The sequence below is a fragment of the Micromonospora echinofusca genome (assembly GCF_017614955.1).
Lineage (GTDB): Bacteria > Actinomycetota > Actinomycetes > Mycobacteriales > Micromonosporaceae > Micromonospora > Micromonospora echinofusca_A.
Window position 1 is genome coordinate 1 of record NZ_WVUH01000131.1, and the last position, 17,878, is coordinate 17,878.

16 protein-coding genes are annotated in these 17,878 nt (G+C 72.1%); 10 read left to right on the forward strand and 6 right to left on the reverse strand.

All coding sequences use genetic code 11. The features are described 5' to 3' along the window. The 4 genes from GSF22_RS16380 to ahcY form a co-directional block, all read left to right on the forward strand. A partial coding sequence (locus GSF22_RS16380) for an SIS domain-containing protein (protein WP_280116882.1) occupies positions 1-395 on the forward strand: 395 nt, incomplete at its 5' end. Positions 396-465: 70 nt separating this feature from the next. Then, on the forward strand, positions 466-1,476 hold the full coding sequence (locus GSF22_RS16385) for a cation diffusion facilitator family transporter (protein WP_208814453.1): 1,011 nt from the start codon (positions 466-468) through the stop codon (positions 1,474-1,476). Between the two features lie 2 nt (positions 1,477-1,478). Then, positions 1,479-2,651: a mannose-6-phosphate isomerase, class I gene (gene manA, locus GSF22_RS16390; RefSeq protein ID WP_208814454.1), complete on the forward strand. Its 1,173-nt coding sequence runs from the start codon at positions 1,479-1,481 to the stop codon at positions 2,649-2,651. 386 nt (positions 2,652-3,037) lie between these two features. Beyond that, positions 3,038-4,537 carry an adenosylhomocysteinase gene (gene ahcY, locus GSF22_RS16395; protein ID WP_208814455.1) on the forward strand — a complete coding sequence of 500 codons (1,500 nt, stop codon included), beginning with the start codon at positions 3,038-3,040 and terminating at the stop codon, positions 4,535-4,537. Between the two features lie 125 nt (positions 4,538-4,662). Here the strand turns inward: ahcY and GSF22_RS16400 are convergent, their stop codons facing one another. The 3 genes from GSF22_RS16400 to GSF22_RS16410 are packed head-to-tail and all read right to left on the reverse strand — an operon-like array spanning position 4,663 to position 6,130. Next, positions 4,663-4,809, reverse strand: a complete 147-nt coding sequence (locus GSF22_RS16400) for a hypothetical protein (protein ID WP_208814456.1) — start codon at positions 4,807-4,809, stop codon at positions 4,663-4,665. Continuing rightward, the gene (locus GSF22_RS16405) at positions 4,806-5,678 is read right to left on the reverse strand and encodes a tetratricopeptide repeat protein (RefSeq protein WP_208814457.1); all 873 of its coding nucleotides are present in this window, start codon (positions 5,676-5,678) and stop codon (positions 4,806-4,808) included. The genes GSF22_RS16400 and GSF22_RS16405 overlap by 4 nt, the downstream gene beginning before the upstream one ends. After that, a complete protein-coding gene (locus GSF22_RS16410; protein WP_208814458.1) occupies positions 5,675-6,130 on the reverse strand; it encodes a hypothetical protein in 456 nt (151 codons plus the stop codon). Before GSF22_RS16410 ends, GSF22_RS16405 begins: the two co-directional genes overlap by 4 nt. Before the next feature lie 211 nt (positions 6,131-6,341). Between GSF22_RS16410 and mtrA the strand changes: the two genes are divergently transcribed. From mtrA to GSF22_RS16430, 4 genes are read left to right on the forward strand one after another with little or no spacing between them, the layout of a single operon-like run. Further along, positions 6,342-7,031: an MtrAB system response regulator MtrA gene (mtrA, locus tag GSF22_RS16415; protein WP_208814459.1), complete on the forward strand. Its 690-nt coding sequence runs from the start codon at positions 6,342-6,344 to the stop codon at positions 7,029-7,031. 11 nt (positions 7,032-7,042) lie between these two features. Next, positions 7,043-8,827, forward strand: coding sequence for an MtrAB system histidine kinase MtrB (gene mtrB / locus GSF22_RS16420; protein ID WP_208814460.1), 1,785 nt, complete (start codon positions 7,043-7,045; stop codon positions 8,825-8,827). Continuing rightward, positions 8,827-10,617, forward strand: coding sequence for an LpqB family beta-propeller domain-containing protein (locus GSF22_RS16425; RefSeq protein ID WP_208814461.1), 1,791 nt, complete (start codon positions 8,827-8,829; stop codon positions 10,615-10,617). The genes mtrB and GSF22_RS16425 overlap by 1 nt, the downstream gene beginning before the upstream one ends. Before the next feature lie 48 nt (positions 10,618-10,665). Continuing rightward, the gene (locus GSF22_RS16430; RefSeq protein WP_208814466.1) at positions 10,666-11,337 is read left to right on the forward strand and encodes a ComF family protein; all 672 of its coding nucleotides are present in this window, start codon (positions 10,666-10,668) and stop codon (positions 11,335-11,337) included. Positions 11,338-11,387: 50 nt separating this feature from the next. On the opposite strand, the gene GSF22_RS35720 is transcribed toward GSF22_RS16430, so the two are convergent. Then, positions 11,388-11,750, reverse strand: coding sequence for a hypothetical protein (locus tag GSF22_RS35720; protein WP_307804048.1), 363 nt, complete (start codon positions 11,748-11,750; stop codon positions 11,388-11,390). Here GSF22_RS35720 and hpf point away from each other — a divergent pair. Further along, positions 11,655-12,275 carry a ribosome hibernation-promoting factor, HPF/YfiA family gene (gene hpf / locus GSF22_RS16435; RefSeq protein ID WP_307804047.1) on the forward strand — a complete coding sequence of 207 codons (621 nt, stop codon included), beginning with the start codon at positions 11,655-11,657 and terminating at the stop codon, positions 12,273-12,275. The two genes, GSF22_RS35720 and hpf, sit on opposite strands and share 96 nt — an antisense overlap. A gap of 120 nt (positions 12,276-12,395) precedes the next feature. Here hpf and GSF22_RS16440 read toward each other — a convergent pair whose 3' ends face one another. Beyond that, entirely contained in the window at positions 12,396-13,517 is a 1,122-nt protein-coding gene (locus tag GSF22_RS16440) for a GNAT family N-acetyltransferase (RefSeq protein WP_208814463.1), read from the reverse strand. Next, positions 13,514-14,704: a GNAT family N-acetyltransferase gene (locus GSF22_RS16445; RefSeq protein WP_208814464.1), complete on the reverse strand. Its 1,191-nt coding sequence runs from the start codon at positions 14,702-14,704 to the stop codon at positions 13,514-13,516. The genes GSF22_RS16440 and GSF22_RS16445 overlap by 4 nt, the downstream gene beginning before the upstream one ends. Positions 14,705-14,873: 169 nt before the next feature. On the opposite strand from GSF22_RS16445, the gene secA reads away from it, so the two are divergent. Next, positions 14,874-17,732, forward strand: coding sequence for a preprotein translocase subunit SecA (secA, locus tag GSF22_RS16450; RefSeq protein ID WP_208814465.1), 2,859 nt, complete (start codon positions 14,874-14,876; stop codon positions 17,730-17,732). Positions 17,733-17,878: the final 146 nt, after the last annotated feature.

Sequence of the window (17,878 nt, forward strand, 5' to 3'; positions counted from 1 at the left end):
GTGAGGCGGGGCGGGGCCGGGTCGGTCTGCTCGACGGTGTCTTCGGTGGTCTGGTCGAGTCGACCCGGGACATCTTCGCCGACCCGGACGACGACGTCCCGGCGGCGACCCGGCTGCGGCTGGTGCTGCTCCGGGACGGTGGGCTGAACGCCGAGGACGACACGGACGAGCCGCTCGCGGTCGAGGAGCGCCGGGCCGACGCGGTGCAGACCCTCGCCGAGCGGCGTGGCGTGCGCTGTGACGTGGTGACCGCCGAGGGCGGGTCGGCACTGGAGCGGCTCGCGTCGCTGGTCGCGGTACCCGACTTCGCCTCGGTCTACCTCGCGCTGGCCCATGGGCTGGACCCGATGGCCGTGCCGGCCATCACCGAGATGAAGGAGCTGGCGAACCAGTGAGCACGTGCACCAACTCGGGGGGCGTCACCGCGGCGCCGCAGGCCGCCGGTCGGCGGGGCGGGGCGACAGCGTGAGCGCCAACGGCGGTACGAAGGCGATCGTCGCGGCGCTGCTCGCCAACATCGGGATCGCGGTCACCAAGTTCATCGCCTGGATCCTGACCGGCTCGTCGTCGATGCTGGCCGAGTCGATCCACTCGGTGGCCGACTCCGGCAACCAGGGTCTGCTGCTGCTCGGTGGCAAGCGGGCCAAGCGGGCCGCCACCGCGCAGCACCCGTTCGGCTACGGCCGGGAACGGTACGTCTACGCGTTCATCGTGTCGATCGTGCTGTTCAGCGTCGGTGGTCTGTTCGCGCTCTACGAGGCGTACCACAAGTGGTCCCACAAGGAGGGGATCACCGACTGGCAGTGGGTACCGGTGACCGTGCTGGTGGTCGCCATCGTGATGGAGAGCTTCTCCTTCTGGACCGCGATCAAGGAGTCCAACCACGTCCGGGGCAAGGCGTCCTGGGTGCAGTTCGTCCGGCGGGCCAAGGCCCCCGAACTGCCGGTGGTGCTGCTGGAGGACCTGGGCGCGCTGGTCGGTCTGGTCCTCGCGCTCTTCGGCGTCGGGATGACCCTGATCACCGGCAACGGTCGCTGGGACGCGGCCGGTACGGCGATGATCGGCATCCTGCTGGTGACCATCGCCATCGTGCTGGCGATCGAGACCAAGAGCCTGCTGCTCGGTGAGGGTGCCGAGCCGCAGGACGTGGCGGCGATCGAACGGGCCATCAACGAGGGGTCGGAGGTGGAGCGGGTCATCCACATGAAGACGCTCTACCTGGGCCCGGAGGAGCTGCTGGTGGCCGCGAAGATCGCGGTCGAGCCGTGCGAGACGGCCGAGGAACTGGCCCGGAACATCAACACCGTGGAGGCCCGGATCCGGACGGCCATCCCGATCGCCCGGGTGATCTACCTGGAGCCGGACATCTACCAGGCGCAGGCCGCTGCCCGTGGCGGTTCGGCGGCCGCGAGCGCGACGCCGTCGACCGGCGGCGCGGGTACGACGGACGAGGCCGCCCGGACGCACGGGGGCTGACGGTGCATCTGCTCGACGGTCCGGTCCGGGGCTACGCCTGGGGTTCCCGGTCGGTGATCGCGGAACTCCAGGGGCGGCCCACCCCGAGTGACGGCCCGGAGGCGGAGCTGTGGCTGGGCGCCCATCCGGGTGCCCCGGCCACCCTGGTCGCCGGGGACGGTCGCCGCAGTCTGCTGGACGTCCTGACCGCCGAGCCGGGGCACTGGCTGGGGGCGCGGGTGGTCGAACGGTTCGGTCCCCGGTTGCCGTTCCTGCTCAAGGTGCTGGCTGCGGAGGCGCCGCTGTCGTTGCAGGCCCACCCGGACGCCGAGCAGGCCCGGGCCGGGTACGCCGCCGAGCAGCACGGCGCGGGCGGCCACCGCAACTACGCCGACCCGTACCACAAACCGGAGCTGCTGGTCGCGCTCTCCGCGTTCGACGCGCTCTGCGGTTTCCGGGACCCGGTGCGTTCGGCGGAGGTGTTCGACGCTTTCGGGGTACCCGCCCTGGCCCCGGTGGTCGACGCGCTGCGCGGCGGGGTGTCCGGTCTCTCCGACGCGGTGGGGACCCTGCTGGAGTGGCCCGTGACGGACCGCACGGCACTGCTGGACGCTGTGCTGGCGGCCCGGCCCGCGCCGGGGTACGCGCCGGACGCGGCGCTCGCCCGGGATCTGGCCGGCCGGTACCCGGGGGATCCCGGGGTGCTGGTCGCCCTGCTGCTCAACCACGTCCGGCTCGCCGAGGGGGAGGCGATCTGGATGCCGGCCGGCAACCTGCACGCCTACCTGCACGGCGCCGGGGTGGAGATCATGGCGTCGAGCGACAACGTGCTGCGCGGCGGGCTGACCCCGAAGCAGGTGGACGTGCCGGAGCTGCTGCGGGTACTGCGGTTCGAGGTGCTCGACGACCCGGTGGTCCGGGCGGTGCCGGTGGCGCCCGGGGTGGTGACCTGGCCGGTGCCGGTGGAGGATTTCGCCCTGCACCGGGTCACTCCGGCGGACGTCCCGGAGCCGGTCCGGCTGGCGCTGCCGGGTCCCCGGGTGGTCTTCTGCCGGGCCGGCAAGCTCGTACTGGACGACGGGGCGGGCGCGGTGACGCTCGGCCCGGGGCAGTCGGCGGTCGGTGCGGCGGTGCCGGGTGCGTTGACGGTCGCCGGTGACGGTGAGGCGTACGTCGCCACCGCCGGGCTGACCTGAGCCGGCCGCTACCAATCTGAGCCGGCAAGCATCGACCTGAGCCGGCCGCTGCCGACCTGGGGCAGCTCTGTCAGCTGGCTGACATGGTCGCCGGTGCTTCCCGGGTGATGCCGGCAACTCAGGCGGAGGGGGTCGCCGACCGGCCATCGCTCCGACAAATCCGAAATCTCCGGAACGGCTTGACACAATGTGTGCTCAGTGTGACGCTGAAGGCACGCAGCGTTATCGCGACGAGAGTCCGAGACACGCGCGGGGATCCAAACCGGGGGGATGCACGGGGCGGTCGGCTGGTGGACGGAAAGTCCGTCCACGACCGACCGCCCCGTGCGCTGTCCCCCGCCGGTAAGGTGGAGGGTCGCGCAGCAGACCGTACGACAGGAGCTTTCATGACCAGCACCCTCCCGGCACCCTCCGGTGGCGCGTCGGCCGAGAACCGGCCGCGCACGCTCGCCGAGGGCGATTACAAGGTGGCGGATCTGTCGCTCGCCGCGTTCGGCCGTAAGGAGATCCAGCTCGCCGAGCACGAGATGCCCGGCCTGATGGCGATCCGCCGTGAATTCGCCGAGGCCCAGCCCCTGCGGGGCGCCCGGATCACCGGCTCGCTGCACATGACCATCCAGACCGCCGTGCTCATCGAGACCCTGGTGGCACTCGGCGCCGAGGTCCGCTGGGCGTCGTGCAACATCTTCTCCACCCAGGACCACGCCGCGGCGGCCGTCGTGGTCGGCCCCGACGGGACCCCCGAGGCGCCGGCCGGGGTGCCGGTCTACGCCTGGAAGGGCGAAACCCTCGAAGAGTACTGGTGGTGCACCGAGCAGGTGCTGACCTGGCCGGACGGCCAGGGCCCCAACATGATCCTCGACGACGGCGGGGACGCCACCCTGCTGGTCCACAAGGGCGCCGAGTACGAGGCGGCCGGCGTGGTCCCGCCGGTGGAGTCGGCCGACTCCGAGGAGTTCGCCGTCATCCTCCAGGTGCTGCACCGCACCCTCGCCGAGGACGGTCAGCGGTGGACCCGGATCGCGGGCGGCATCAAGGGCGTCACCGAGGAGACCACCACCGGCGTGCACCGGCTCTACGAGATGCACCGGACCGGCACGCTGCTCTTCCCGGCGATCAACGTCAACGACTCGGTCACCAAGAGCAAGTTCGACAACAAGTACGGTTGCCGGCACTCGCTGATCGACGGCATCAACCGGGCCACCGACGTGCTGATCGGCGGCAAGGTGGCGGTCGTGCTCGGCTACGGCGACGTGGGCAAGGGCTGCGCCGAGTCGCTGCGCGGCCAGGGCGCCCGGGTGGTCGTGACCGAGGTCGACCCGATCTGCGCCCTCCAGGCGGCGATGGACGGCTACCAGGTGGCCACCCTGGAGGACGTGGTCGAGACCGCGGACATCTTCATCACCGCGACCGGCTGCTTCGACGTCATCACCAACGAGCACATGGCCCGCATGAAGCACCAGGCCATCGTCGGCAACATCGGTCACTTCGACAACGAGATCGACATGGCCGGCCTGGCGAAGCGGTCGGACGTCACGCGGGTGAACATCAAGCCGCAGGTCGACCTCTGGCAGTTCGAGGACGGCCACGCGATCATCGTGCTCTCCGAGGGGCGTCTGCTGAACCTGGGCAACGCCACCGGCCACCCGAGCTTCGTGATGTCGAACTCGTTCGCCAACCAGACGATCGCGCAGATCGAGCTGTTCACCAAGACCGACGAGTACCCGGTCGGGGTCTACACCCTGCCCAAGCACCTCGACGAGAAGGTCGCCCGGCTGCACCTGGCCGCGCTCGGTGCCAAGCTGACCGAGCTGACCAAGGAGCAGGCGGCGTACCTCGGCGTTCCGGTCGAGGGCCCGTTCAAGCCGGACCACTACCGCTACTGATCCGTACCGCAACCGGGCCCGGCCGGGTCACCCCGGCCGGCCCCGGTTGCCGGTGCGTGTGCCCCGGCGACCGCCCGCTCCGGCCACCCCCGGGCCGGTGACCTGCTCCGGTCACTCCGGGCCGGTCACCGGCCGGGACGCGGGCGTACCCAGGTCCAGACACACCAGGCGAGCCAGGCGAGCGAGACCAGGGCGGCCAGCGGACGCAGCCGGAGCGCGTTCAGCGCGATGACCAGCGCCAACACGGCCAGCCAGGGCAGCAGTACCCTCATCCGCGCCACCGCCCGAGTACCAGCCGCCGGACGATCGGCGGAGCGACCCAGGAATAGACACAGTAGGCGGCCCAGCACAGGGCGGCGGCCAGGGCCGCCGGTGCCCAGCCGAGCAGGTTCAGGACGAGTAGCGTGCCGACCGCGATCAGCCAGGTCGGGAACATGCCGAGCCGGTAGAGCGGGCGTAGCGGCAGCAGCAGCGGGTGGGCGTACACCCGGGTCTCCCAGGCGGCCTCGGCGGCTGCCGCACCGGTCGGATCCTGGGCCACCGCCTGACCCAACGACCGGGAGGCGACGCCCATCCGGCCCCGTCCGGCGGCGGCCAGGCCGTGCAGTGCCAGCGCCGACGGGTGCTCGGGGTACCGGCCGAGGAACTCCCGGGCCACCTGTTCGGCGCCCCGCCGGTCACCGGTGGCGTACGCGAGCTGGTAGCGGGAGGCGTAGACGGCGGGGGAGACCGGGTCCGCCGCGGCGGCGCGGGCGACCAGCGACTCGGCCTTGGTGGTCTGGCCCACCAGCAGGCAGAGGTCGGCGTACTGGGTGAGCAGCCAGGCGCTGTGCGGGGCGAGGGCGAGCGCGTCCAGCAGGGCCCGCTCGGCCGACGGGTACTGCCCGAGGTGGCGCAGGGCCAACCCGAGCCGGCCGAGCAACTCGGCGTCGGGGCCCTGGCCGAGCCCGTACCGGGCGGTGTCGGCCACCTCGGCCCAGCGGTCCAGCTCGGTCAGCGCGGCGGCCCGCAACCGGAAGGCCCGTATGTCGCCCGCCGGCCCGGCCGGCAGTCGACCGAGTTCGGCCAGGGCCTGTTCCGGGCGGCCCAGGTCGAGCAGGGCGGCCACCCGGTCCAGGTGCCGGTGCTCCGGGGCGGTCATCGGCCGGCCCAGGCGAGCAGCACGGCGAGCAGGACCGCCTCGACGACACCGAAACCGACGATGGCGGCCAGACCGGGCCAGAACAGTCGGGCCGGTTCGCCACCCCGCAGCTCGTAAGCCCGGAAGGGCCGGCTCTGGGTGCCGCGTACCGTGAGCCAGGTCAGGACGCCGGCAGCCGCCCCGACGGCCCGGGCGGGGCCGCCCACCGACGGGGTCAGCAGCAGGGTGACCGCGATCCGTGCCCCCAGGGCGAGCAGTCCGGTGCCGAGCAGGGCGAGCCGGGCCGACCTCGACTGGTCGAGCCGGCCGGCGTTGACCAGCCCGAGGACGGTGACCGCGAGTACGCCGCCCAGCACGGCGGGGACCAGCAGGGACTGCGGGCGCCACGGGGGCACGCCGACCGGCGGCGTGGCGGTGATGGTGGGGGTGAGCAGGGGATCGGGCACGGGCATCGTCGTCCTGTCCGCGTCGGGGTCTGGGTCGCTCGACCGCCCTTGTGCATCGCGATCTAGCGGGATGGTGCCACAGTGCGGCCCGGCCGGGTACCTCCCGACGGCTCCCGACGGCTCCCGACGGCTCCCGACGGGTGCCGTCGGGGCCGCCGGGGCGGACCGGGTGGGAGCGGGTCCCACGCGTCGGATCGGGGGATGGAATATTGAACACATGAGAGCCCGGGTACTGGTGGTTGACGACGATCCCGCGTTGGCGGAGATGCTCGGCATCGTGCTGCGGAGCGAGGGTTTCCTGCCCTCCTTCGTCGCTGACGGGGAGCGGGCGCTGGCGGCGTTCCGGGACATCCGGCCCGACATCGTGCTGCTCGACCTGATGTTGCCCGGCATGAGCGGGATCGACGTGGCCCGGGCCATCCGGGCGGAGTCGGGTGTACCGATCGTCATGTTGACCGCGAAGAGCGACACCGTGGACGTCGTGCTCGGCCTGGAGTCGGGCGCGGACGACTACGTGGTCAAGCCGTTCAAGCCGAAGGAACTGGTCGCGCGGATGCGGGCCCGGCTGCGGCGGGGCGAGGACGCGGCTCCCGAGATGCTGACCATCGGCCCGCCGGGCAACCAGATCACCATCGACGTGCCGGCGCACACCGTCAGCCGCAACGGGGACGAGGTCAAGTTGACCCCGTTGGAGTTCGACCTGCTGGTGGCGCTGGCCCGCAAGCCGCGTCAGGTGTTCACCCGCGAGGTGCTGCTGGAGCAGGTCTGGGGGTACCGGCACGCGGCGGACACCCGGTTGGTGAACGTGCACGTCCAGCGGCTGCGCGCCAAGATCGAGCCGGATCCGGAGCGACCCGAAATCATCCTCACCGTGCGCGGCGTGGGTTACAAGGCGGGCACGGGATAGCCTGGGGGACTGTGACCAGCCCCGAGCCGCCCGCCCCCGGCACGATCGCCGCCCGTTCCCGCGCCGCCGCGCGGGAGCTGGCCCGTGCCGTCGTCGGGCGGTTCCAGGGGCTGGCCGTCGCCCTGCACCAGACCTGGCGGCGGTCGCTCCAGATCCGGGTGGTCACCATCACTCTCGTCGCGTCGAGCCTGCTGGTCGGCGGGTTCGCCTACCTCGTGGCCGACAAGATCACCAACATCCTGCTGGCCAACGCGCGGACCGACGTGCGGCTCCGGCTGGACAGCGGGCGGGACTACACCGCGAAGCAGATGGCGATCTACACCGAGCCGCAGGAGGCCGGTCTGGACGACACCCTGCTCAACACGGTGGACTACCTGGCCGGCGGGGACCCGGCCCAGATCAGCGGCGTGGTCGTCGGGTTGCGTGCGGACCGCTCCTCCGGGGTGATCGAGCCGCAGACCTCGCCCGACCTGAACGTGAGTGCGGTGCTCACCCCGGAGCTGCGGGCCGAGGTGAGCAGCGGCAAGATCGCCCGGCAGATCCGGACCGGGGACGTCGGCGCGGGCCGGACGAAGTACCTGGTCTACGGCTCCCCGGTGCCCACCCGGGTCGGTCAGGTCGAGCTGTACTACCTGGTGCCGCTGACCCGGCAGGAGCAGACCGCCGCCGAGGCGCGGGCCACCGTGCTCGCCACCGGGGCCGCCCTGGTGCTGCTGCTGGGTCTGCTCGCCGCCCTGGTGACCCGGCTGGTGGTCAGTCCGGTCCGGGCCGCCGCGCGGACCGCGCAGCGGCTCTCCGCCGGCCTGCTGGACCAGCGGATGACCGTCAACGGTGAGGACGACCTGGCGCTGCTGGCCGCCTCGTTCAACCAGATGGCGACGAACCTGCAACGGCAGATCCTCCGCCTGGAGGAGATGTCCCGGCTGCAACGCCGGTTCACCTCGGACGTCTCGCACGAGCTGCGTACCCCGCTCACCACGGTCCGGATGGCGGCCGACCTGATCTTCACCGAGCGGGAGGGCTTCGATCCGGCGGTGGCCCGTAGCGCCGAACTGCTCCAGGCCGAGCTGGACCGCTTCGAGGAACTCCTCACCGACCTGCTGGAGATCAGCCGGTTCGATGCCGGGTTCGCCATGCTCGACGCCGAACCCACCGACCTGGTGCCGGTGGTGCACCGGGTGGCGGACCGGCTGCGCAGCCTGGCCGACCGGATCGGGGTACCACTCGAACTGGACGTGCCGGACGCCCCGGTGATCGCCGAGGTGGATCCGCGCCGGGTCGAGCGGATCCTGCGCAACCTGGTCGGAAACGCGGTCGAGCACGGCGAGGGCCGACCGGTGCGGGTCAGCCTCGGTCTGGACGACACCGCCGTCGCGATCACCGTCCGGGACCACGGCATCGGACTGAAGCCCGGCGAGGAGAAGCTGGTCTTCAACCGGTTCTGGCGGGCCGACCCGTCCCGGGCCCGGCAGACCGGCGGTACCGGTCTCGGCCTGTCGATCAGCCTGGAGGACGCCCGGCTGCACGGTGGCTGGCTGGAGGCGTGGGGCGCCCCGGGGCAGGGCGCCCAGTTCCGGCTCACCCTGCCGGCCCGGGCCGGTGACCGGTTGACCACCTCCCCGTTGCGGCTGGTACCCGCCGATGCGGCGCTGCCCTTCACCGGGCCCCGGGACGGCGGGCCGTTGGCGATCGGCCCGGCGGAGGGCGGCGTACTCGCCGTCGGCCCCGGTCCGACCGGGCCCGGACCGGCCCCCGCCGGAGCCGGCCACCGGGGTGCCCACGAGAGGGCGGTGTGATGCGTCGACGGATCGTGCTGCTGGCCGCCGGCCTGCTGGCGGCCGGTGTGGTGACCGGCTGCGGCATCCCGGAGGCCACCGAGGTGCAGGTCGACGGGCCGGGACCGGTCGCGGAGGCCGGCTCGGTCAACGGGCAGGGCCTGGAGCCGCCCAAACGGGCCAGCGCGGGGAGTGCCCTCCAGCTCATGACGAACTTCCTGGCCGCGGCGGCCGGCGAGCCGGACCAGGCGTACGCCCGGGTCAAGGAGTACCTCGCCGAGAACGTCCGGGGGCAGCTGCCGGAGAAGCAGGGCAGCGAGGTCGTGATCAACGTGGTGCGGCTGAAGAAGGAGCTGAACCCGACCCCGGTCCAGGGTGGTGAGGCGAAGCGGTTCGCCATCGACGTCGACCAGGTCGGGGTCCTCCGGGCGGACGGTACGCTCGGCCCGCCGGTGGCCACCGAGTCGCGGTACGAGTTCCTCGTCGGCCCGGTCGAGTCGGGCCGGCTGGACAACCTCTTCGTCCTGAACGCCCCGAAGGGGCTGCTGCTCAGCGTCGACGCGCTGCGTACCTACTACCAGCCGCACACCATCTACTTCTGGAACACCAAGCAGACCGCGCTGGTACCCGACCAGCGGTACCTGCCGGTCGCGGTGCCGGTCGGCCGACGGGCGACGGAGGTGGTGGGCTGGCTCATCGACGGCCCGTCGGAGTGGCTGGCGCCCACGGTGGCCCGGTTGCCGGACCGCACCGAGCTGATCGGCACGGTACCCAAGACCGACGGGCGCCTGGAGATCAACCTCAGCGGGCCGACCGAGGAGCCCGCGCAACTGGACCGGCTGGCCACCCAACTCGCCTGGTCGCTGCCGGACGTGGACGGCCAACTCGAACTCAAGATCCGTAACCAGACCCGCAAGATGATCGACGACACCGACGTCTACCTCAAGGAACACCCGGTCTACCAGCTCGGCGGCCCCCCGCAGCGGTACGTCGTCTACAACGGCGCGGTGCATCTGCTCAAGCCCGCCGTACCGGGTGCCGGGGTGCCGATCTTCCCCCGGCACAACCAGAACGTCGTCGCGGCGGCGATCAGCGGGACCGACCAGAACGCCCTGGTGGCGGTGGTGGGTTCGGAGGGCCGGCGGCAGGTGCTGCGGACCTTCGTCGGACCGCCCTCGATCGCTGCGGGCAGTACGAGCCGGGCGAGCTTCACCAGCATCAAGCGGCCCGTCTGGTTGCGCTCGGCCGACCCGGACCGGCCGGTCGGGCTGGTGGTGGCCGACGGTGCCCTGTACCGGTTCGGGGCCGACGCCCAACTGGACCCGGTGAACACCAACGTGGCCGGTAGGGTCGCCGCCGTGGCGGTGGCCCTGGACGGGCACCGGATCGCCTTCATCGCCGGCGGGAAGCTCTACGTCGCCGCGGTGACGGTGGAGGAGGGGACGGTCACCGTCCACCCGCCGCGACGGGTGCACACCTCGCGTACCGCGCTCTCCGCGGTGGACTGGACCGGGGAACACGACCTGGTCGTGGCCGGCTCGACCGGTCAGCCGCAGATCTACGAGATCACCGTGGACAGCACCCGGGAGACCGCACTCAAGACCGACGTGGGGGAGGTCGCGGTGAGCAGTCTCGCGGCCTACCCGGACAACCCGGTGGTGCCCGGTGGCAGCGCCCCGCCGATGTACGAGACGAACGGGGTGGCCTTCGGCGACCTGAACTCGTCCGACAGCATCGGACCGGACGACGTGGCGGAGGTGGAGTCGCCTGCCGGGCGGGTCAACCCGGTCGCGCCGTTCTACCGGTTCTGAGTGCCGGTGCCGACGGTGACGGGGCTCTGGGCCGACCTGGTGGACCTGGTGCTGCCCGCCGCCTGCGCCGGTTGCCGGGCCGAGCGGGTGACCCTGCGGTACGGCTTCTGCCCGTCCTGTGCCGACGTGGTGCAGCAGATCCGTCCCGGGCCGGTACGCCCCGACCCGGCGCCACCCGGGCTGCCGCCCTGCTTCGCCCTCGGCCCGTACGCCGGGGTGCTGCGGGAGGCGCTGCTGTCGTACAAGGAACGCGGCCGGCACGGGCTGGCCCGTCCGCTCGGCGCGCTGCTCGCCGAGGTGGTGGCCACGGCGGTGGGTACGCCCCGACCGGTGCTGCTGGTGCCGGTGCCGACCACCGCGCAGGCGGTCCGTGCCCGGCACGGTGACCACCTGCGCCGGCTCTGTGGGTACGCGGCCGACCGGTTGACGCGTGCCGGTTGGCCGGTGGCGGTGGCCCGGCCGTTGCGGGCCCTGCCCCGGGCCGATTCGACCACCCTGGACCAGGCCGGCCGGGCGGCTGCCGCGCTGGCGGCGTTCCGGCTCCGGCCCGGTCGGCTGCCGGCACTGACCCGGGCCGGGCACGGCCGTACGGTCGTGCTGCTGGACGACATCGTCACCACCGGCGCCACCCTCGCGGCCGTGTCCGGGACGCTCGCCGCCGTCGGCTCACGGGTCGACGTCGCTGCGGTACTCGCCGCAACCGAAAGACGACAGCGGTGAATCCGGTAAACGAGTCGGACCGGTTCTGATTACGCTTCGTGATTCCTATTTCACCCGATCGTGGGGGACCTGCGGAAATTTCTCATGCTGTTTCTCCCACGGCAGGTGACGGTACGCCAAAGAAGAGTTAGCGTTTTGCTGACCGGGGTAAAGGGTGGTCCACCATCCTCCCGGCGCCTGGAAGGAGGCGTAGCCGCACATACCTGGCCGCCGACGACGGGGATGCCCTGCGGGCGAGCGGCCGGGAGCCAGAAACCCACGACCGTCCGATCAAGGGAGGTCACATGGATATCGTGGTCAAGGGCCGCAATGTCGAAGTGCCGGATCACTACCGCGTCCACGTAGCCGAGAAGCTTGCGAAGATCGAACGTTACGATCACAAGCTGATGCGGGTCGACGTCGAACTCTTTCACGAACGCAACCCCCGCCAGTCCGACCACTGCCAGCGCGTCGAGATCACCTGCGTGTCGCGTGGTCCGGTGATCCGGGCCGAGGCGTGCGCGAAGGACTTCTACAGCGCACTGGACGCCGCCATCGCCAAGCTGGACACCCGGTTCCGCCGGGCGGCCGACCGCCGGCGGGTACACCGGGGACGGCACGTGCCGATCTCGGTCGCCGCGGCGACGGCCGGCCTGCCGGTCGCCGATCTCGGTTCGTCGCCGCTGACCGGGCTGACGTCCGGTGGTACGGCCACCGCTGTCGCCCCCGCCCCCGCCGAGACCGAGCCGTCGTACGACGAGTACCCGGACGACCAGCCGTGGCACATCGCCCGGGAGAAGGTGCATCCGGCCGAGCCGATGACGGTCGACGAGGCACTGTTCCACATGGAACTCGTCGGGCACGACTTCTACCTGTTCCAGGACAAGGAGTCCGGCCGCCCCAGCGTCGTCTACCGGCGGCGTGGCTACGACTACGGCATCATCGCCCTGGGCACCTGATCCACTGACCGCCCCCGTCCCGGGCCGGCCCACCTGTCACGGTGGCCGGCCCGGCGCCGTTCCCGGCCGGCGGTCGGGGGACCGGGCGGATCGCCGCACCACCCGGCTGCCCCGGCGCCGCTATCCGTCGCCCCGGGTCAGCTCGTCGGGGAGCAGCCCGAACAGCACCTCGTCGCTCCGGTCCATGCCGAAGCCGGCGAACCGCTGCCGCAGCAACCCCTCCCGGCGGAAGCCGACCCGTTCCAGCACCCGCCAGGAGGCGACGTTCTCCCCGATCGTGCCGGCCGAGAGCCGGGCGATCCCGGCCGACGAGAACGCCCAACGGGCCAGGAGGCGTACCGCCCGGCTGGCGACGCCCCGCCCGCGCCAGTCCGGCAGCAGGCTGTACCCGATCATCGCCTGCCGACCTCTCGGGTCCTCGTAGACCAGGGCGCAGTTACCCGCCGGCACGCCGGACGCCGCGTCCTCGATCACCAGGTCGGCGGCCTCACCGGCCAGCCACTTGGCCGCGGCGAGGGCACAGCGCTGCTCGGCCCAGGCCCGGTCCGGTGGCACCGGCGGGACGCGGACGGCCACCACCTCGGGCCGGGTGTGCAGCCCGTGCAGGAACCCGGCGTCGGCCGGGGTCAGCGGGCGCAGCGTGACCACCCCGTCGGTGAGCCGGCCCGTCGGCAGGTCGGGCAGGAGCCGTGGGGTGGGACCGGCCGGGTCACCGGCCAGCCGGATCCAGGCGACCAGGTCCTGCCGGCCACCGTCGCGCGTCGGGCTCGCCGCCTGGCGGACCCCCTCCCGGCGGTACCCGGCCGCGAGCGCCACCCGCTGGCTGGCCGCGTTCTCCGGGTGGGTGAGCAGTTCGACGCGGGCCAGCCCCTCGGTGAACGCGTACCCGGTCAGGGCCCGGACCGCCGCGGTCGCGACCCCCCGACCCCGGGCCCACGGGGCCACCCAGTACCCGATCTCGGCCTGCCCCCGGGTCGGCACCACCTGGGCGATGCCGGTGCCGCCGAGCAGCCGGTCGGTCGCCGGGTCGACCACCGCGTACGCCGCCCCGCCGCCGGCCCAGACGGCAGGGGCACCCTCGGTGACCCACCAGTGGGCGTCGGTGCGGGTGTACGGGTCCGGCATGGCCGGGACGAACCGCTGGACGAGCGGATCGGCGCAGGCGGTGGCGAGGTCGGCGACGTCGTCGTCGAGGAACAGCCGCAGGCGTACCCCGTCCCCCTCGACCGGTACCGGCCTCATCCGTCCCCACCGGCCCGGGTCGGCGTGCCGGTACCGGACAGGTCGGTCGCGACCAGGGCGGCGGTCCAGGCGTCGGTGCGGACGCCCCGGTGGTTCAACGCCCCCCGGGCGGTGCCCTCGAAGACGAAGCCGGCCTTCTCGGCGACCCGGCGGGACGCCGTGTTGCCCACGTTGGCCCGCCACTCGATGCGCGCCAACCCGAGCGAGGTGAAACCCCAGGCGCTCAGCGCGGCCAGCGCGGCCGTCTGGTAGCCCCGCCCCCGGGCGTGCGGGGCGGTCATGAACCCGATGTCGGCCACCAGCGGATCGGCCGGCGAGAGGCGCAGGTCGATCGAGCCCACGTACCCGTCGTCGGAGTCGGTGATGGCGAAGCAGGCGGCGGTACCGGCGGCCCACGATCCGGTGGTGAACTCCAGGAACGACTCCGCGTCGGCCCGCTGGTACGGCTGGGGGACGGTGGACCAGCGGATCGTCTCCGGGTCCCGGCAGGTGTCGACCACCGCGTCCAGGTCGTGTTCCGCCAGGGCGCGCAGCCGGATCTCGTCCCGGCCGGTGTCGGCGAACAGGACCGGCTGCGGCCGGCCGAAGACGGCGGCGCGGCGGGCCTCCAGGGTGCCGGGGCCGGCCGGCCCGGGTTCGTCGTCGGCGGGTACCCCGCCGGGGAGCAGCGACCCGATCCAGGCGTCGGCCCGGCCCTGCGGGGACGGGTCGGCGAGCCGGAGCCGACCCTCGACCCGGAAGCCCGCCCGCAGCGCCACCAGCCGGGAGGCGTGGTTGCCCAGCTCGGCCTGCCAGAGCAGCCGGCGCAGGCCGAGCTGGTCGAACGCCCAGTGGGCGAGGGTCCGGACGGCCCGTACGGTCACCCCCCGGCCGCGCGCCCAGGGGGCGGTCCAGTAGCCGACCTCGCCGGTGCCGAGGGTCGGGGTGATCGCGACCAGGCCGCAGGAGCCGAGCAGCTCACCGGTGCCGGCGTCGCAGACCGCGAACGGGGCGCCGGTGCCGTTCGCCCAGGCCGTCGGGGAGATCCGGGTGACGAACTCGACCGCGTCGGCATGCCGGTAGGGACGGGGGACCATGGTCCAGCGTTGGATGCCCGGGTCCTGACAGGCCCGCGTGACGGCGTCGGCATCCGCCGGCCGCCAGGCGCGGAGCAGCAGGCCACCGGCGCTGATCTGGGGTGGTTCCATGTGCCACATCGTGCCGGAACGTTCGCGCTCAGCGTAACGGGATTATCCCCCGGCACGGCAGCGCCGCGCGTTATGTCGGTTTCCTTGGCCCGGGCAGTCGCCACCACTGACCAACGGCCGGTCCGAACGCCTACGATGGTTCGCAGACTGTCTAGGGGAGCGTTGATCCGTGTCGATTCTGGAAAAGGTCCTCCGCGCTGGCGAAGGCCGAATGCTACGCCGGCTCAAGGCCATCGCCGCCGCCGTCAACTCGCTGGAGGACGACTACGTCGACCTCACCGATGCCGAGCTGCGCGGGTTGACCGATCAGTACCGGCAACGGCTCGCCGACGGTGAGTCCCTCGACGACCTGCTGCCGGAGGCGTTCGCCACGGTGCGGGAGGCCGCCGCCCGGGTGCTCGGCCAGCGTCCGTACGACGTCCAGGTGATGGGCGGTGCGGCACTGCACTTCGGCAACATCGCCGAGATGAAGACCGGTGAGGGCAAGACCCTGACCTCGGTCATGGCGGTCTACCTCAACGCGCTGTCCGGCAAGGGCGTGCACGTCGTCACGGTCAACGACTACCTGGCCCAGCGGGACGCCGAGTGGATGGGCCGGGTGCACGAGTTCCTCGGCCTGACCGTCGGCGTGGTCCTGCCGAACCGTCCGGCCGCCGAGCACCGCGCCGCCTACGAGTGCGACATCACGTACGGCACCAACAACGAGTTCGGCTTCGACTACCTGCGCGACAACATGGCCTGGTCGAAGGACGAGCTGGTGCAGCGCGGGCACAACTTCGCGGTCGTCGACGAGGTCGACTCGATCCTGATCGACGAGGCCCGGACGCCGTTGATCATCTCCGGCCCGGCCGAGCACTCGGCCCGGTGGTACAGCGAGTTCGCCGGGGTGGTGGCCCGGTTGCAGGCGGGCAAGGACGGCGAGGGCGACTACGAGGTCGACTACGCCAAGCGGACCATCGCGGTCACCGAGCGCGGCGTGGCCAAGGTCGAGGACCGGCTCGGCATCGACAACCTCTACGAGTCGGTGAACACTCCGCTGGTCGGCTACCTGAACAACGCCATCAAGGCCAAGGAGCTGTACAAGCGCGACAAGGACTACATCGTCAGCGACGGTGAGGTCCTGATCGTCGACGAGTTCACCGGTCGCATCCTGCACGGCCGCCGCTACAACGAGGGCATGCACCAGGCGATCGAGGCCAAGGAGGGGGTGGAGATCAAGCAGGAGAACCAGACCCTCGCCACGATCACCCTCCAGAACTACTTCCGGCTCTACGAGAAGCTCTCCGGCATGACCGGTACCGCCCAGACCGAGGCGGGCGAGTTCAACAAGGTCTACAAGGTCGGCGTGGTGACCATCCCGACGCACCGGCCGATGGTCCGGCTCGACCGGGCCGACGTCATCTACAAGACCGAGAAGGCCAAGTTCAACGCGGTCATCGAGGACATCGCCGAGCGGCACGCGGTCGGCCAGCCGGTGCTGGTCGGCACGGTCTCCGTGGAGAACTCCGAGATCCTGTCCCAGCTGCTGCGCCGCCGGGGCATCCCGCACGCCGTGCTGAACGCGAAGTTCCACGCCAAGGAAGCGGAGATCGTCGCGCAGGCCGGCCGGAAGGGCGCGGTCACCGTCGCCACCAACATGGCCGGTCGGGGGACGGACATCCTGCTCGGCGGCAACCCCGAGTTCCTCGCCGCGAGCGAGTTGCGGCAGCGCGGGCTCGACCCGGAGGAGCACGCCGAGGAGTACGCCAAGGCGATGGAGGAGGTCCTGCCCAAGTGGAAGCAGGCCTGTGACGCCGAGGCCGAGGAGGTGGCCGCCGTCGGTGGCCTCTACGTGCTGGGCACCGAGCGGCACGAGTCCCGCCGGATCGACAACCAGCTGCGCGGCCGTTCCGGTCGGCAGGGTGACCCGGGCGAGTCCCGCTTCTACCTGTCCCTCCAGGACGAGCTGATGAAGCGGTTCCGGGCCGGTGCGGTCGAGGCGGTGATGGAGCGCTTCAACATCCCGGAGGACGTGCCCATCGAGTCGAAGATGGTCACCCGCCAGATCAAGAGCGCCCAGGCCCAGATCGAGGGTCAGAACGCCGAGATCCGCAAGAACGTCCTGAAGTACGACGAGGTGCTCAACAAGCAGCGCCAGGTGATCTACGCCGAGCGGCTCCGGGTGCTCAACGGCGAGGACCTCTCCGACCAGGTCCGCAACATGATCGACGACGTGGTGGGGGCGTATGTCACCGGGGCCACCTCGGACGGGTACGCCGAGGACTGGGACCTCGACCAGCTCTGGGCCAGCCTGAAGCAGCTCTACCCGGTCGGGGTGACCATCGAGGACCTGGAAGAGGAGTCCGGTGGTGACCGGGCCGGCCTCGACGCCGACTTCCTCCTCGCCCGGCTGAAGGAGGACGCGCACACCGCGTACGACCGCCGGGAGGAGACCCTCGGTGAGGAGGCGGTACGCCAGCTGGAGCGGATGGTCCTGCTCCAGGTGATCGACCGCAAGTGGCGTGAGCACCTCTACGAGATGGACTACCTCCAGGAGGGCATCAGCCTGCGGGCGTACGCGCAGCGCGACCCGGTGGTCGAGTACCAGCGCGAGGGCTTCGACATGTTCGCCACGATGATGGACGGCATCAAGGAGGAGACGGTCGGCTTCCTCTACAACCTGGAGGTCCAGGTCCAGGAGGCACCGGCCGAGCCGGCCGAGGAGGAGGCGCCCAAGCTGCTGGAGCAGCCGGTCGAGATCCGGGCCAAGGGGCTCAACCAGGCTCCCCGGACGCAGGGGTTGCAGTACACCGCGCCGACCATCGACGGCGAGGCCGGTTCGGGTGCCGTCGCCGTCGAGCGGCAGGAGCCGCCGCAGGCACCGGCCCTCGGCGTGGGACGTCCCTCGCCCCGTCCGGCCGGTTTCCGGGCCTCCCCGTCCCCGTCGTCGGCGCAGGACGCGGCCAACAACCCGTCCCGGAACGCGCCCTGCCCCTGTGGCTCGGGCCGCAAGTACAAGCGCTGCCACGGCTCGCCGAACGGCGGCTGAGCAGCCCAGCGCGACCGCGACACGCTCCTGACCGGGCCCCGGCACACTGCCGGGGCCCGGTCCTGTCACGGGGTGGGCTGGCCGTGGTGGGCTGGCCGTGGTGGGCGGGAACTGCCGCTGGTCGAGAATCGGCAGACCTTCCGGGC